The sequence below is a fragment of the Streptomyces sp. NBC_00503 genome, from assembly GCF_036346895.1.
Lineage (GTDB): Bacteria > Actinomycetota > Actinomycetes > Streptomycetales > Streptomycetaceae > Streptomyces.
Genome location: NZ_CP107855.1, coordinates 1,820,896 through 1,836,975, shown reverse-complemented (window position 1 = coordinate 1,836,975; position 16,080 = coordinate 1,820,896). Strand labels below are relative to the sequence as shown.

Annotated in this window: 10 protein-coding genes; 7 read left to right on the top strand and 3 right to left on the bottom strand. The window is 71.8% G+C overall.

Going from position 1 to position 16,080, the window contains the following annotated elements; all coding sequences use genetic code 11:
• Positions 1-5: 5 nt before the first annotated feature.
• Positions 6-1,085: a glycosyltransferase family 4 protein gene (locus OG490_RS08565; RefSeq protein ID WP_330295678.1), complete on the top strand. Its 1,080-nt coding sequence runs from the start codon at positions 6-8 to the stop codon at positions 1,083-1,085.
• A 94-nt stretch (positions 1,086-1,179) separates the two neighbouring features.
• Here the strand turns inward: OG490_RS08565 and OG490_RS08560 are convergent, their stop codons facing one another.
• Entirely contained in the window at positions 1,180-2,808 is a 1,629-nt protein-coding gene (locus tag OG490_RS08560; protein ID WP_330295677.1) for a PucR family transcriptional regulator, read from the bottom strand.
• A gap of 182 nt (positions 2,809-2,990) precedes the next feature.
• On the opposite strand from OG490_RS08560, the gene OG490_RS08555 reads away from it, so the two are divergent.
• Entirely contained in the window at positions 2,991-4,523 is a 1,533-nt protein-coding gene (locus tag OG490_RS08555; RefSeq protein ID WP_330295676.1) for an APC family permease, read from the top strand.
• A gap of 12 nt (positions 4,524-4,535) precedes the next feature.
• Positions 4,536-6,170, top strand: a complete 1,635-nt coding sequence (locus OG490_RS08550) for a flavin monoamine oxidase family protein (protein ID WP_330295675.1) — start codon at positions 4,536-4,538, stop codon at positions 6,168-6,170.
• A 10-nt stretch (positions 6,171-6,180) separates the two neighbouring features.
• On the opposite strand, the gene OG490_RS08545 is transcribed toward OG490_RS08550, so the two are convergent.
• Positions 6,181-7,563 (bottom strand): FAD-binding oxidoreductase, encoded by a 1,383-nt coding sequence (locus tag OG490_RS08545; protein WP_330295674.1) that lies wholly within the window; start codon positions 7,561-7,563, stop codon positions 6,181-6,183.
• Positions 7,564-7,675: 112 nt separating this feature from the next.
• On the bottom strand, positions 7,676-9,481 hold the full coding sequence (locus OG490_RS08540; protein ID WP_330295673.1) for a glycoside hydrolase family 15 protein: 1,806 nt from the start codon (positions 9,479-9,481) through the stop codon (positions 7,676-7,678).
• Positions 9,482-9,955: 474 nt separating this feature from the next.
• On the opposite strand from OG490_RS08540, the gene OG490_RS08535 reads away from it, so the two are divergent.
• The 4 genes from OG490_RS08535 to ald all read left to right on the top strand — a co-directional run bounded on the left by OG490_RS08535 (position 9,956) and on the right by ald (position 15,744).
• Complete coding sequence (locus OG490_RS08535) at positions 9,956-11,608, top strand: CTP synthase (protein ID WP_330295672.1); 1,653 nt, start codon at positions 9,956-9,958, stop codon at positions 11,606-11,608.
• Positions 11,609-11,700: 92 nt separating this feature from the next.
• On the top strand, positions 11,701-12,333 hold the full coding sequence (locus OG490_RS08530; RefSeq protein ID WP_443065939.1) for an NUDIX domain-containing protein: 633 nt from the start codon (positions 11,701-11,703) through the stop codon (positions 12,331-12,333).
• A gap of 169 nt (positions 12,334-12,502) precedes the next feature.
• A complete protein-coding gene (locus tag OG490_RS08525; protein WP_330295670.1) occupies positions 12,503-14,476 on the top strand; it encodes a tetratricopeptide repeat protein in 1,974 nt (657 codons plus the stop codon).
• A gap of 152 nt (positions 14,477-14,628) precedes the next feature.
• Positions 14,629-15,744 (top strand): alanine dehydrogenase, encoded by a 1,116-nt coding sequence (ald, locus tag OG490_RS08520; protein WP_330295669.1) that lies wholly within the window; start codon positions 14,629-14,631, stop codon positions 15,742-15,744.
• The last annotated feature ends 336 nt before the right edge of the window (positions 15,745-16,080 follow it).

Below are 16,080 nucleotides of genomic sequence, written 5' to 3'. Positions count from 1 at the left end.
GGCCCGTGAGCAGCTCCCCGGTCAACGTCCCTGTCCTTCGCACCGTGCAGGTGCTCGGCGGCGCGAGCGGTGGTGCGCACGTGCGGTCGCTGGCCACCGGGCTCGCCGCCCGGGGCGTACGGGTCACCGTGTGCGCCCCCGTCGAGGCGGAGGGGGAGTACGACTTCACCGGCGCCGGAGCGCGGTTCACCCCCGACGCGGTCAGCGCCCTGCGGGCCGCCTGCATCGAGGCCGACGTGGTGCACGCGCACGGCGTACGGGCCGGCATGCGCGCGACCCTGGCCCTGCGCGGCCGCCGGATCCCCCTGGTCGTCAGCTGGCACGGCGGCGGCCCCGGCGCGGGCCGCCTCAGCCTGCTGCTGGAACGGCACGTCGCCAGGGCCGCCGCGATCGTCCTCGGGGCCTCCTCTGCGCAGGTGGACCTGGCCCGGCGGCTCGGCGCGCGCGACGCGCGGCTGGCGGCGGTGGCCGTACCGGTGCCGGAGGGGCCGGTGGCCGTCCCCGACCCGGGCGACCCCGGCAAGGTTCGGGCGGAACTGGGCGTCGTGGGAAGGCCGTTGCTGATCGCGGTCGGCAGCCTGGTGCCCCGGCGCGGGTACTCCGTCCTGCTGGACGCGGCCCGGGCCTGGCGCACCCTGGACCCCATGCCGCTGCTGGTGATCGCGGGGGAGGGCCCGCTGCGGGCGGAACTCGCACGGCGCATCCACCTCGAAGGCCTGCCGGTACGGCTGCTCGGCCGCCGCCGGGACGCGGCGCGGCTGCTGGCCGCGGCGGACGTCGCGGTGCTGTCGAGCCGGTGGGAGGCGCGGTCCCCACTGGCGCAGGAGGCCCTACGGGTGGGCGTGCCGCTGGTGGCGACGGCGGTGGGCGGCCTTGCCGAGCTGGTGGGGGAGGCCGGTGTACTGGTCCCGTACGGGGACCCGGAGGCGCTGGCCGCGGCCGTGTCCGGGCTCTTGGCGGACCCCGACCGTCGGGAGGCCCTGGCCGTGGCGGGGCGGGCCCAGGCGGGGACGTGGCCGTCGGAGGACGACACGGTGGCGCAGGTCCTGTCGGTGTACGACGAGCTGGTGGAGCGGCGGCGGTAGGCAGCGACGCGCAGGTCCCCCCCGACGGACGGAGTCCGGCGCAGCGGCGCGAAGCCGGGGAGGCCCGCCAGGGCCGAGCCGCGCGAGCGGCGCGTTAAGAAGGAGAAGGAGTGGCGTGGCGGCGCGCCCGGAGCGCCAGGCTCAGGGAGAGGACCGTCTCCGGGTCGTCCAGGTCCGCGCCCAGGAGTTCCGAGATGCGGGCCAGGCGGTTGTACAGGGTCTGGCGGTTGAGGTGGAGCTCGCGCGCGGTCTCCGCCTTGCGGCCCGCGTGGGCCAGGTACGTCTCCAGGGTGGGGAGGAGGGGAGGCCGGGAGACGGTGTCGTGGACCCGCAGGGCCCCGATCGCGCGGTCCACGAAGGCCGCCAGGTCGGGGTGTTCGCGCAGCCGCCACAGGAGGAGGTCGATGTCCAGGCGCCGGGCGTCGTACCAGGGCCGGGCGGGGAGTCCGTGCGCGGCCGTCGCGGTTTCCGCGGCGTGGCGCAGGCCGGCCGAGGCCGCCGCCCAGCTGCCGCAGACTCCGACGACCACGGCCGGCGGGGCCCCCGCGCGGTCGAGGCCGGCGCGTTCGACGCCGGCCCGCAGCGCCGCGGCGACCCGGTCGGCGACCGTGGTGCGTTCGGCGTCGCTGCGCAGGGAGACCAGCAGGGGGACGCGGCCTTCGACCGGGCGGACTCCGAGGAGCACCGGGACGCCGACCGAGGAGAGTTCTTCCAGGACGGCGCGGGCCAGGACCGCCCAGTTCCCGGACGGGGCCAGCTCCGAGGAGAGCCGCATGACGACCGGGAGCAGGGGGCCCGTCCCGGGCTTGAAGCCCAGTACGCGCGCTTGCGCGGGGGCGTCCTCCGCGGAGATCCGTCCCTCCGAGAGGTCGGTCAGGAAGTCCCCGCGGCCGCGGGCCGCCAGCTCGTCCTCCTGCCGGGCCTGCATGAGTACGACGGCGAGTACGCCCGCGGTCCGTTCCGCCGCCATCCGGTGCACGGGCAGCAGCGGGGAGCCCACGCCGAGCAGGACGAGGCGGGCCCGGACCGATCCGCTGCCGTGGCCGCCGCCGGGGACGTCGACCACCACGGCGTTGCCGGACGGCTCGGCCGGGCGCTGGCCCCGTAGGCCCTCCCACACCTGGAGGGGATCGGCGGCGGCTTCGCCGGCGACCGGTCCGGCCGCGTAGAGGAGCTGTCCGTCGGGGGTTTCCAGGAAGACCGGGTTGGCCGTGAAGTCGGCCAGGATGTGCAGGACCTGGGGGATTCCGCCGCCGCCCAGCAGGGCTTCGGTGCAGCGCCGGTGGACCTCTTCGGCCCGCTGGAGCAGGGCGTAGTGGCCGTTGACGATCTCGGTGTGCACCTCCTCCGTCACGGTCACGAAGGGGACCTCGCGGTGCAGCTGGACCAGCGGGAGGCCGGCGGCGCGGGCGGTCTCCACGATCGTGGCGGGCAGCCGGGTGAACCGCGGGCCCAGTTCGACGACCAGAGCGGCGATGCCGCGGTCCGCGAGGCGGCGTACGAAGGCGCGCTGCTCGGCGGGCCGGGTGCCGAGGCCGAGCCCCGTGGTCAGCAGCAGCTCGCCGCCCTTGAGCAGGGACGCGATGTTGGGGACCTCGCCCGCGTGCACCCAGCGCACGTTCCGGCCGAGGCGGTCGGCGCAGGCCACCACCTCGGGCAGTCCGCTCCGCAGCCCCGGCAGCTCCAATGCCCGCTGAACCGTGATCCCGCCCTGGTTGTCCATATCGCGGACGGTACCGGGCACCCTGTTCCCGGAACATCACCGGGCGGTTACGGCGTCCGTTATGCCCCCGTCCGGCCTGACAACTCGTCGGCATTACAAGGGGATTATCGGACCGCATGCCGATTGTGGTCTACGTCACTCAGGCAGAGAGTAGGCGCCCTCACGACAGGAAACGAGGAGCCATGAGTACGGAAAGCAGCGCGGGCAACGGCGTACCCCAGGTCCAACGGCTCAAAGCCAATTCGGTGGGCCTGGTCGGCGTCGTCTTCATGGCCGTCGCCACCGCCGCCCCCATCACCGCGATGACCGGCAACCTGCCCATCGCCGTCGGCTTCGGCAACGGCATCGGTGCGCCCGCCGGCTACCTCTTCGCGACCGCCGTACTGACCGTCTTCGCGGTCGGCTACGTGGCCATGGCCAAGCGGATCACCGCCGCCGGCGCCTTCTACGGGTACATCTCGCACGGGCTCGGCCGGATCGCCGGCATGGCCTCCGGGATGCTCGCGGTCCTCGCGTACATCGTCTTCGAGGCCTCGATCGTCGGCGTCTTCTCCTACTTCACCAAGACCACCGTCCACGACCAGCTCGGCATCGACCTGCCGTGGATCGTCTACGCGGCCGCCATGATCGCGATCACCGCCGCCCTCGCCCACTTCGACATCAACCTCACCGCCAAGGCGCTGGGCGTGATGCTCGTCGCCGAGATCGCGGTCCTCTTCGCCGTCGCCACCGCCGTCCTGATCGCGGGCGGCGGCCCGGACGGGATACCGGTCGCGCCCCTCAACCCGAAGAACGCCTTCACCGGCACCTCCGCCGGGCTCGGCCTCTTCTTCGCCTTCTGGTCCTGGGTCGGCTTCGAATCCACCGCCATGTACGGGGAGGAGTCCAAGAACCCGAAGAAGGTCATCCCCAAGGCGACCCTGATCTCCGTCGTGGGCGTCGGCCTCTTCTACATCTACGTCTCCTGGATGACCATCGCCGGCAACGGCCTCGCCAAGTCGGTGGAGCTCTCCGCCTCCGCGAGCCCCCTCGACCTGTTCTTCGCCCCGACCCAGACCTTCATCGGCGCCTGGGCCGTCGACGCCTTCCAGTGGCTGCTGCTCACCGGCTCCTTCGCCTGCGGCATGGCCTTCCACCAGTGCGCCGCCCGCTACCTCTACGCCATCGGCCGCGAGGGCTTCCTCCACCCGGGCCTGGGCCGCACGCACCCCAAGCACGGGTCCCCGTACATCTCCTCCATGGTGCAGACGGCCATCGCCACCGGCCTGGTCGCGCTGTTCTGGCTGACCGGCCAGGACCCCTACGTCCACCTGTACACGCTGCTCGCGATCCTCGGCACGATGGCCATCCTCATCGTCCAGACCCTGTGCTCCTTCGCGGTGATCGGCTACTTCCGCAAGAACCACCCCGAGGACCGGCACTGGTTCCGCACCTTCACGGCCCCGCTCGTCGGCGGCATCGCCATGGCCGCCGTGGTCGTGCTGCTGCTGGTCAACATGAAGACCGCGGCCGGGCTGGCCGCCGACTCGTTCTTCTTCACGCTGATCCCGTGGATCGTCGGGGCGGTGTTCTTCGGCGGGCTCGGACTCGGCCTGTGGCTGAAGTTCAAGGCCCCCGAGCGCTACGAGATCATCGGCCGCGTGGTCCTGGAGGACGCGGCCGAACGCGCCGACGACCCCGCCCCCGCCGCCCCCTCCGCCGCGACCGTCCGATAAGGAGCCACCGCCATGGCCCGTACGCCGCTGATGCACGCGCTGCGACAACTCGCCGCCGAACACGCCGCCGCCCGCCGCCTGGGCCTGCCCGTGGCAGAGGTCCGCGGATCCACCCGCCGCCAGCTGCTCGGCCGGGCCGCCGCCCTGGGCCTGGGCACCGCCCTGGCCTCCTCGGCGGGCGCCACCGCCCACGCGGTGGAGGCGCTCCCGGAGAAGAAGCCCGTCACCCCCGCCCGGATCGCCATAGTCGGCGCCGGCATCTCGGGGCTGACCGCGGCCCTCACCCTCCAGGACGCCGGGGTGAACTGCACGCTCTACGAGGCCAATCCGAGCCGCGTCGGCGGCCGGATGTGGAGCCAGCGCTCCCTGTGGGGGTACGGGCAGACCTCCGAGATCGGCGGCGAGCTGATCGACACCAGCCACAAGAAGATCCTGGAGCTGTGCCGCCGCTTCAACCTGCCCACCGAGGACTTCCTCGGCGGCGGGCCCAACGGGGCCGAGGAAGTCCTCTGGTTCAACGGGACCTACTACCCGCGCGAGCAGGCCGACGCGGACTTCAACGCCGTCTACCAGGCGCTGCACCGCGACCTCCAGGAAGCCGGCGAGGTCGCCTGGAACTCCACGACCCCCGCCGGCACCGCCCTCGACAACATGACCCTCTACCAGTGGATCGAGACCCGGATCCCCGGCGGCCACGGCTCGCAGCTCGGCCGCTTCATCGACGTCGCCTACAACGTCGAGTACGGGGCCGACACCGATCAGCAGTCCGCGCTCGCCCTCGTCCTGCTCATGGGCTACCAGTCCAACCCCGGCAACTTCAACGTCTGGGGGCTGTCCAACGAGCGCTACCACATCACCGGCGGCAACGATCAGCTGCCGAACGCCATCGCCAAGGCCCTGCCCGCCGGTTCGCTCGTGATGGGCCGCGAGCTGACCGCCGTCCGGGTGGCCGCCGACGGCACCCAGACGCTGACCTTCAACGACGCGGGCGCCACCCGGACGGTCGTCGCGGACCACACGATCCTGTGCCTGCCGCTGCCGATCCTGCAGCGGATCGACCTCACCGGGGCCGGCTTCGACCCGCTGATGAAGAACCTGCTGCGCGATGCCCGCATGGGGTACTGCACCAAGCTCAACATGCAGTTCACCAGCCGCCCCTGGCGCGGCACCGGCCCCTGGCCGGGGGTCTCCTCGGGCGACTGCTTCACCGACACCGAGGTCCAGCAGACCTGGGACACCACGAAGGTGCAGCCCGGCAACGCGGGCATCCTGCTCCAGTACGGCGGCGGCACCCTGGCCGGCTCGCTCACCCCGGCGACCCCCTTCGCCACCGACTCCGACCCCTACGTACGCACCCTCGCGGGCCGGATGCTCACCGGGATCGACGCCTTCTTCCCCGGCACCAAGGCCGCCTGGACCGGGCGCGCGCAGCTCTCGGCCTGGCACCGCAACCCGTACTCGCTCGGCGCGTACTCGTACTGGCCGACCGGCTACCTCCACAAGTACGCCAAGTACGAGGGCACCGCGCAGGGCCGGATCCACATCGGCGGCGAACACTGCAGCTACGACTTCCAGGGCTTCATGGAAGGCGGGGCCACCGAGGGGGAGCGGGCGGCGAAGGAGGTGATCACCGCCCTGACCGTCTGACCCGAGGGCTCTAAGCGGGCTTGATGTTGTGGTTGAAGCGGAAGACGTTGTCCGGGTCGTACGTCCGCTTCACCGCACCCAGCCGGGCCAGGTTGTCCGCGCCCAGCCCGGCCACCACGCGCTCCGGGCCCTCGTCGCCGGTGAAGTTGAGGTAGACCGCGCCGCTGCTCCACGGCCGCACGTCGGCCCGTACGTCCTTGACCCACTGGCGGCAGCGGGCGTCGTCGGCGGGGTCCTCCCAGATGCCGAAGGGGTGCACGGCCCACGGGGAGTCCCGGTACGGAACGGGGAACTCCGTGGGCCCCTGCGCGATGGCGCCGCCCAGCGGGAACATCACGTGCTGGGTGCCGGTCGGCACCGGCATCGTGTCCGCGCGGGCGCAGAACACGTCCACCAGCTCGTCCGGGAGCCCGGTCAGGTACTCCGCGGACCAGTAGTTCCGCAGTCCGGGCGGATCGTCCATCATGCACTGGAAGTCCGGGTACGGGATCGCCGTCAGCACCTCGGCCACGTGCGGCAGCGCCAGCAGCGGCCCGGCTATCTTGCGCAGGGCCTCCTCGCCGCCCGCGTACGTCACCAGGGCGCCCGCGAGCAGGGTCCCGACCAGGTGCTCCGGCACGAAGGGCTCCGGCGGGCCGGTCATGTAGATGACGCCGCCGCTGACCTCGGGTCCGGCGGTGGCGATCAGCTCCCGGTACGCGCGCAGCACCTCGGGTCCCGACTCCGGCGGGTAGAGCAGCAGGCAGATCGCGTACTCGGGCAGCTCGTGCAGGCGCAGCGTCAGGGAGGTGGCCACGCCGAAGTTGCCGCCGCCGCCGTGCAGGGCCCAGAACAGCTCTGGATGCTCCTCGGCGGTCGCGGTCAGGGTGCCCCCGTCGGCGGTGACCAGGTCCACGCCGAGCAGGTTGTCCACGGCCAGCCCGAAGTCCCGGTCCAGCCAGCCGGATCCGCCGCCCAGTACGAAGCCCGCGACTCCCGTGGTGGAGACGCGGCCGCCGGTGGTGGCCAGGTCGTAGGGCTGGCAGGCCCGGTCCAGGTGGCTCATCACCGCGCCGCCGGCCACCCGGACGGCCTTCGCCCCCGGGTGCACGGTGACCTCGTTCATCCGGCGCATGTCGACGACGACCCCGCCGTCGTTGAGGGACATCCCCGCCACGCTGTGGCCGCCGCCGCGGACCGCGACGGGGAGGTCCAGCTCACGGGCGAAGCGGACCGTGGTGACCACGTCCGCTTCGCTCTCGCACCGGGCGATGACCGCCGGGCGCCGGTCGATCATCGCGTTGAAGAGCGTGCGGGCTTCGTCGTAGCCCGGATCGCCGGGGGCGAACACCTCGCCGGCGAGGTCCTCGCGGAGCGCGGTCAGGGCCGTGCCCGCCTTCGAAGTGGGGGCCATCGCTGTCGCCCCTTTCCGCGCGGAGCCAGGGGACCACTCCAGCGTAGGCGGGGGCCCCGCCGGGGGCACGGCGAGCGGCGCCCGTGCGGCGCCGCTGCCGTCCCCCGAGCGCCTACCCCCCGTACGCCCCGCTCGCCGTGAGCCGCAGGGCCGTGTCGATCAGGGGGACGTGGCTGAAGGCCTGGGGGAAGTTGCCCACCTGCCGCTGGAGCTTGGGATCCCATTCCTCGGCGAGCAGGCCCAGGTCGTTGCGGAGCGAGAGGAGCTTCTCGAAGAGGCGGCGGGCCTCGTCGACGCGGCCGATCATCGCCAGGTCGTCGGCCATCCAGAACGAGCACGCGAGGAAGGCCCCCTCGTCCCCCTCCAGGCCGTCCACGCCCGCTTCCTCGCCCGCCGTCGGATAACGCAGGATGAAGCCGTCGGGGGTGGACAGCTCGCGCTGGATCGCCTCGATCGTGCCGATCACCCGCTTGTCGTCCGGCGGCAGGAAGCCCATCTGCGGGATCAGCAGGAGGGAGGCGTCCAGCTCCTTGGAACCGTAGGACTGCGTGAACGTGTTGCGTTCCTTGTCGTAGCCCTTCTCGCACACGTCCTGGTGGATCTCGTCGCGCAGCTCGCGCCACCGCTCCAGCGGCCCGTCCGCGTCCCCGCTCTCGATCAGCTTGATCGTGCGGTCCACGGCCACCCACGCCATCACCTTGGAGTGCACGAAGTGACGGCGCGGGCCGCGCACCTCCCAGATGCCCTCGTCCGGCTGGTCCCAGTGGGTCTCCAGGTAGCGGATCAGTTTCAGCTGGAGCAAGGACGCGTAGTCGTTGCGCGCCAGACCCGTCATGTGACCCAGGTGCAGGGCCTCGGTGACCTCGCCGTACACATCGAGCTGGAGCTGCCCGGCGGCGCCGTTGCCGACCCGGACCGGGCGCGAGTTCTCGTACCCCGGCAGCCACTCGAGCTCGGTCTCGCCGAGCTCCCGCTCGCCCGCGATCCCGTACATGATCTGCAGGTTCTCCGGGTCGCCGGCCACCGCGCGCAGCAGCCAGTCCCGCCAGGCAGCGGCCTCGTCGCGGTAACCCGTGCGCAGCAGCGAGGACAGGGTGATGGCGGCGTCGCGCAGCCAGGTGTAGCGGTAGTCCCAGTTGCGGACCCCGCCGATCTCCTCGGGCAGGGAGGTGGTCGGCGCGGCGACGATCCCGCCCGTGGGGGCGTACGTGAGGGCCTTGAGGGTGATCAGGGAGCGGATCACCGCCTCCCGGTACGGGCCGTGGTACGTGCACTGCTCGACCCAGTCGTGCCAGAACCCGGTGGTGGCCGTCAGGGCCTCCTCGGCGTCCGGCTGCTGCGGCGGCTCCTTGTGCGAGGGCTGCCAGCTGATGCAGAAGGCCATCCGGTCGCCGGGGCCGACGGTGAAGTCGGAGTACGTGGTCAGGTCCTTGCCGTAGGTCTGCGCCTCGGTGTCCAGCCAGACCGAGTCGGGACCCGCGACGGCGACCGTACGCCCGTCGACCTTGTGCACCCAGGGCACCACGCGGCCGTAGCTGAAGCGCATCCGCAGGGCGGAGCGCATCGGGACGCGCCCGCTGATGCCCTCCACGATGCGGATGATCTGCGGGGCGTGGTTCTCGCGCGGCGGCATGAAGTCGATCACGCGGACCGTGCCGCGCGGGGTGTCCCACTCGGATTCCAGGACCAGCGAGTCACCTCGGTAGCGACGGCGCGAGGCGCGCGGGGCCTCGGCGCCGGCCGGGAACGCCGGACCGATCCGCCAGAACCCGTGTTCCTCGGTACCGAGGATGCTCGCGAAAACAGCATGGGAGTCGAAACGTGGCAGGCACAACCAGTCCACTGCCCCGTCCCGGCAGACCAAAGCCGCGGTCTGCATGTCCCCGATCAGTGCGTAATCCTCGATGCGCCCGGACACGTTGCATCTCCAGTCGAACAGCACGTCCGCCCCGTAGGGCGCTGGCATTGCGCGGTCGCGCGGTGAGGCGGAGCTCCCGTCCCTGTGTGTGTGGAACGCCGCGCCCCGCCCATAATTCCGGAACCGGGCGGGTTACGCCGTTCGCGGGGCTGCTCGACGGTGTATTGATCGATCTCCGAGCAGGATAAGACGGAACCCTAGTGATCCAGCTGAGTCCCGGGACAATGGCGCTCGGCCGAACGGGTGAGCAGGAACGATGTCCCCGTGACGAGGGTCCGGACAGGCTCCGGCGCGTGGCCGGAAGCGGACCGGCCCGGGCGCTGATAGGCTGGTATCCCGTGGACCGGTGGTCTGCCTGTGCGAATCAGGAGCCCCGAAACCGCAGCTTCGGCGCCGCCTGAGACCCCTCCGGATCGACGGTGGCAGGCGCCGGACGCACCTCACCTCGCGACCCACGGGAGCCCCCTCTTGGCGATGCCGCCCAAATCCATGACGACCAAGCACATCTTCGTCACCGGGGGTGTCGCTTCCTCCCTCGGCAAGGGCCTGACGGCCTCCAGCCTGGGTGCGCTGCTGAAGGCGCGCGGTCTTCGGGTCACGATGCAGAAGCTCGACCCGTACCTGAACGTCGACCCCGGCACGATGAACCCCTTCCAGCACGGCGAGGTGTTCGTCACCAACGACGGCGCCGAGACCGACCTGGACATCGGTCACTACGAGCGCTTCCTCGACGTCGACCTCGACGGCTCGGCCAACGTCACCACCGGCCAGGTCTACTCGCAGGTCATCGCCAAGGAGCGGCGCGGCGAGTACCTCGGTGACACCGTGCAGGTCATCCCGCACATCACCAACGAGATCAAGCACCGCATCCGCCGCATGGCGACCGCGGACGTCGACGTGGTCATCACCGAGGTCGGCGGCACCGTCGGCGACATCGAGTCGCTGCCGTTCCTGGAGACGGTCCGCCAGGTCCGCCACGAGGTCGGCCGCGACAACGTCTTCGTCGTGCACATCTCGCTGCTGCCCTACATCGGCCCCTCCGGCGAGCTGAAGACCAAGCCGACCCAGCACTCGGTCGCGGCCCTGCGCAACATCGGCATCCAGCCCGACGCCATCGTGCTGCGCGCCGACCGCGAGGTCCCCACCTCCATCAAGCGCAAGATCTCGCTGATGTGCGACGTCGACGAGGCGGCCGTGGTCGCGGCGATCGACGCCAAGTCCATCTACGACATCCCCAAGGTGCTGCACACCGAGGGCCTGGACGCCTACGTCGTGCGCAAGCTCGACCTGCCGTTCCGCGACGTCAACTGGACGGTGTGGGAGGACCTGCTGGACCGGGTCCACAACCCCGACCACGAGGTCAAGGTCGCGCTCGTCGGCAAGTACATCGACCTGCCGGACGCCTACCTGTCGGTGACCGAGGCGCTGCGCGCCGGCGGTTTCGCCAACAAGGCCCGCGTCGAGATCAAGTGGGTCACCTCCGACGACTGCAAGACCCCGGCCGGCGCCGCGGAGGCGCTCGGCGACGTGGACGCGATCTGCGTGCCCGGCGGCTTCGGCGACCGCGGTGTCAACGGCAAGGTCGGCGCGATCACCTACGCCCGCGAGAACAAGATCCCGCTGCTCGGCCTGTGCCTGGGCCTGCAGTGCGTGGTCATCGAGGCCGCGCGCAACCTGGCGGGCATCGAGGACGCGAACTCCACCGAGTTCGACGCCTCCACCCCCAACCCGGTGATCTCCACGATGGAGGAGCAGCTGGCCTTCGTCGAGGGCGCGGGCGACCTGGGCGGCACCATGCGCCTGGGCATGTACCCGGCGAAGCTCGCCGAGGGTTCCATCGTGCGCGAGGTCTACGGCGACCAGGCGTACGTGGACGAGCGCCACCGCCACCGCTACGAGGTCAACAACGCCTACCGCGGCGAGCTGGAGAAGAAGGCCGGTCTGGTCTTCTCCGGCACCTCCCCGGACAACAAGCTGGTCGAGTACGTCGAGTACCCGCGCGAGGTGCACCCCTACCTGGTGGCCACCCAGGCCCACCCGGAGCTGCGCTCGCGCCCCACGCGCCCGCACCCGCTGTTCGCGGGCCTGGTCAAGGCGGCCGTGGAGCGCCAGCAGGCCGCGAAGTAGAGGTACGACCGCATAACGTTGGCAGCCGGGGTACGGAGATCCGTACCCCGGCTGTCGCGCGTTGTGGAGGGCTTCGGGGCATGGACATCGGGATCGGCATCAAGGACACGGCGGAATCCTGGGAGACGGTGTCGGCCGAGCGGCCGTTCCAGGGCGCGAAGACGGCGGTGGCCTCGGACCGGGTCCGGATGCCGGACGGCTCCGTGGCCCGCCGCGACTACCAGGTGCACCCGGGATCGGTGTGCGTACTGGCCCTGGACGACGAGGGGCGGGTCCTGGTGCTGAGCCAGTACCGCCACCCGGTGCGGCGGCGGCTGTGGGAGCTCCCGGCGGGCCTGCTGGACGTGGTGGGGGAGAACCCGCTGCACGGGGCGCAGCGCGAGCTCTACGAGGAGGCGCACGTCAAGGCCGAGGACTGGCGGGTGCTGGCCGACTTCTACGCCTCGCCCGGCGGCTCGGACGAGGCGATCCGGGTCTTCCTCGCCCGCGGGGTCTCGGACGCGGAGGGGGAGCGGTACGAGGAGTCCGGCTCGGAGGAGGCGGACATGGAGGTGGCCTGGGTGCCGCTGCCCGAGCTGGTGCGCGGCGTACTGGCGGGCGAGCTCGGCAACCCGGGGATGGTGACGGGGGTCCTGGCCCTGTCGGTGGCCCTTGCCTCCGAGGGCGGCCTCGACTCCCTCCGCCCGGCCCAGTCCCCGTGGCCGGCCCGCCCGTACGAGGCGTAGCTCGCGCGGCGCCGGCCCTTACGCCAGGTGGCGGTGCCGGCACCCCGTCCACACGGAAAAGCCCACCATCGGCTGATCCGATCGGGCGATTTGTCCGCCGCGCTCCACCCGGGTCGTCGCTCTGTGTGAACTACGCTCGCAATCCGAAGGCAGCGAGAGGAGCGGATCCGTGACGGATTTCGTCGGGCGGCGGCGTGAGCTCAAGGAGCTGCGCGAGGACATCGCGCGGACCGGGCTCGACACCCTCTCGGGCCGCAAGGCCAAGGCGCCGCGGGCCCGGGTCCTGCTCGTCGCGGGGCGGCCGGGATCCGGCCGCACCGCCCTCGCCGAAGCCCTGGTGCGCGAGATCGCCGACGACTATCCGGACGGGGTGCACAAGGTCCGCCTCACCGCCCCCGGCGGCGAGGCCGTCGCCACCGAGCGCGCCATCCGCACGCTCCTGGAGGGGCTCGGCCAGCCCACCCCGCCCGGAGCCGCCGAGGACGAGCTCAGCTCCGTCCTGCGCACGGCCCTCGCCGGCCGCCGGGCCGTGCTCCTCGTCGACGACGCCGCCGACCCGCACCAGGTCGACGCCCTGCTGCCGGACACCCCCGAGTGCCTGGTCGTGGTCACCGCCGAGGGCCCCCTCACCGGGATTCCGGATGTCCGCCCCTGCACCCTCGGAGGCCTGGACACCCCCTCCGCCGTCCGCATGCTCGTCCAGCGCATCGGCGACATCCGGGTGGCCAACGACCCCCGCGCCGCCGAAGCCCTCGCCGAGGAGTGCGGGGGCCAGCCCGCCGCGCTGAGTCTGGCGGGCGGCTGGCTCGCCGCGCACCCCAAGGCCTCCATCACCGATGTGGCCAAGCAGCTCCACGACATGCCCGCCGGCACCAGCGGCCCCCTCGCCCGGACCTTCCGGCTCGTCTACGAGTCCCTGCCGCAGCCCGCCCAGCGGACCCTGAGGCTGCTTCCGCTTGCCCCGGCCGGGCTCGTCGACTCGCACACCGCCTCCGCCCTGGCCGGCTGCTCGGTGGCCGCCGCGCAGTCGATCCTGGAGGACTTCGCCGCGCTGGGCCTCGTACACAGTGCCCACGACGGGCTGTTCCTGCTGCCCGGCTGCCTCGCCCCCCTGCTCCAGGCCCTGCTGAAGGCCAAGGAGCGCCCCGCCGAGGTCCAGCTGGCACGGGCCCGGATGCTGGAGCGCACCGTACGGCTGCTGCTCTCCTGCCGGGCCATGGCCGAGGACGACGAGGGCAGCGGTCTCGGTGTCCCGGAGAAGCTGGACGGGCTGCCGCGCGCCCTGCGCTTCGCCGACCGGCGGGCCGCCGCGACCTGGCTGGACACCCGGCTGCCCGCGCTGACCGCGGCGGCCTGTCTGGCCGTCGCCGACGGGGAGCTGGACACCCTGGCCCGGCGCCTGGTCGCGGCGCTCGCCGGGGCCCTGGCCGACCACCGAGGCACCGCGGAGGCCGCTCCCGAGCTGTACGGGCTGCACCGGCTGGTCCTGGACGTGGCCCAGCGGCGCGATCTGCACCGGGAACAGGCCGCCGCGCTGCTGAACCTGGCCGATCTGGACGCCGAGACCGGCCGTACCCAGGAGGCGCTGGAGCGCTACCGGGCCGCGCTGGACGCGGGAAGGGCGGCGAATGACCCGTACGCGGCGGGCCGCGCGATGGAATCCGTAGGCGGCGCGTACCAGGAGCTCGCGGACTGGCACCGGGCCTCCGACTGGTTCGGCCGGGCCCTGTCGCACTCCCTCGCGCGGGGGGAGCGGGCCGACGAGGCGAGGCTGTACGGACGGCTCGGGAACGTGCACACGTACGCCGGCCGGTACGGGGAGGCGCTGCGGAGCTGGCGGGCGGCCTCCGCGGGATACCGCAGGCTCGCCGATGTCCCGGGCCAGGCAAAGGCGTTGAGCGAAATGGCGCGGGTCCAGGAGTACGCGGGGCGGCCCGAGGAATCGCTGCACACCTGCCGTGAGGCGGTGGAGCTCGCGCGCAAGGCCGGGGACCTGCGGCTTCAGGCCGCGCTCCAGGTGCGGCTGGCCGACACCCTCGACCGGCTCGGCGATCCCGCGGCGGCCCGGCTGCACCGGTCCGCGGCCGACAGATTGTTGGGAGATGACCCCGCAGCCTGCGAAATCCGTAGTGGTTCCGACTGAGATTATTGGTTTGCAAGGCTAGACAGCAGCTCGTCCTTCATTAGACTGGGTTCACCAGGGCAGTCCCTGGGGCATCCCGTTGCGTGTTCTTGTAAACGGGTTTGTATGGAAGTACCCCGAAACATCCCCTGAGCCAAGGACCGTGAGCCACGATGAAGGTCGGCATCCCCCGCGAGGTCAAGAACAACGAGTTCCGGGTCGCCATCACGCCTGCCGGCGTGCATGAGCTGGTCCGCAACGGCCACCAGGTCTTCATCGAGCAGAACGCCGGTGTGGGCTCCTCGATCACGGACGCCGAGTACGTCTCGGCCGGCGCCGAGATCCTGGGCACCGCCGACGAGGTCTGGGCTACCGCGGACCTGCTGCTGAAGGTCAAGGAGCCCATCGCGGAGGAGTACCACCGCCTCCGCAAGGACCAGACCCTCTTCACCTACCTGCACCTCGCGGCCTCCCGCGAGTGCACGGACGCCCTGCTGGAGTCCGGCACCACCGCCATCGCGTACGAGACGGTCGAGACGGCGAACCGCGCCCTCCCGCTGCTCGCCCCGATGTCCGAGGTCGCGGGCCGCCTCGCCCCGCAGGTCGGCGCCTACCACCTGATGCGCTCGGTCGGCGGCCGCGGCGTCCTCCCCGGCGGCGTGCCCGGCACCCACGCCGGCGAGTGCGTGGTCATCGGCGGCGGCGTCTCCGGCTGGAACGCCGTGCAGATCGCCGTCGGCATGGGCTTCCACGTGACCCTGCTGGACCGTGACATCAACAAGCTCCGCGAGGCGGACAAGATCTTCGGCACGAAGATCAAGACGATCGTCTCCAACGCCTTCGAGCTGGAGAAGGCCGTGGTCGAGGCCGACCTCGTCATCGGCGCGGTCCTCATCCCGGGTGCGAAGGCCCCCAAGCTGGTCACCAACGAGCTCGTCGCCAAGATGAAGCCCGGAAGTGTCCTTGTCGACATTGCGATCGACCAGGGCGGCTGCTTCGAGGACTCCCGCGCGACCACCCACGCCGAGCCGACCTTCCAGGTCCACAACTCGGTCTTCTACTGCGTCGCGAACATGCCGGGCGCGGTGCCGAACACCTCCACCTACGCGCTGACCAACGCCACGCTGCCCTACATCGTGCAGCTCGCGAACCTCGGCTGGGTCGAGGCGCTGCGTCGTGACCCGGCGCTCGCCCTGGGCCTCAACACCCATGACGGCAAGGTCGTTTACCGCGAGGTCGCCGAGGCCCACGGTCTCGAGACCCTCGAGCTGAGCACGCTCCTCGGCTGATTCCGAGCCGCTCCGTCAACGACTGACGTCAATCTCACGTATCCGGCCGGACCTTGCCCGCAAGGTCCGGCCGGACGTGTTTGCGGGACCGTCGGCGGGGCCGCTCAACTCGCCTCGAACGTAACCCTTTAACCCTTTCGCACACCTGCGAAACTTCCCGGCGACAGCTCGTACGCCCTTGACAGAGTGGTGTTCGGTTGCCGACACATCGTGCCGGGTCCGGCGGATTGTGTTGCCGCTGAGTGGTGACACGCCATAGAGTCGCCAACCGTCGGCATGGTGCCACGCTGACCTATCGATAAGTGTCCTGGTCACGTCCGAGGAGGTAAGACGACT

What these genes read in the sequence shown, in the direction of transcription:
- OG490_RS08535 (WP_330295672.1), top strand. Translation starts at nt 9,956, where the DNA reads ATGCCGCCCAAATCCATGACGACCAAGCACATCTTCGTCACCGGGGGT.
- OG490_RS08545 (WP_330295674.1), bottom strand. Translation starts at nt 7,563, where the DNA reads ATGGCCCCCACTTCGAAGGCGGGCACGGCCCTGACCGCGCTCCGCGAG.
- OG490_RS08560 (WP_330295677.1), bottom strand. Translation starts at nt 2,808, where the DNA reads ATGGACAACCAGGGCGGGATCACGGTTCAGCGGGCATTGGAGCTGCCG.
- OG490_RS08550 (WP_330295675.1), top strand. Translation starts at nt 4,536, where the DNA reads ATGGCCCGTACGCCGCTGATGCACGCGCTGCGACAACTCGCCGCCGAA.
- ald (WP_330295669.1), top strand. Translation starts at nt 14,629, where the DNA reads ATGAAGGTCGGCATCCCCCGCGAGGTCAAGAACAACGAGTTCCGGGTC.
- OG490_RS08555 (WP_330295676.1), top strand. Translation starts at nt 2,991, where the DNA reads ATGAGTACGGAAAGCAGCGCGGGCAACGGCGTACCCCAGGTCCAACGG.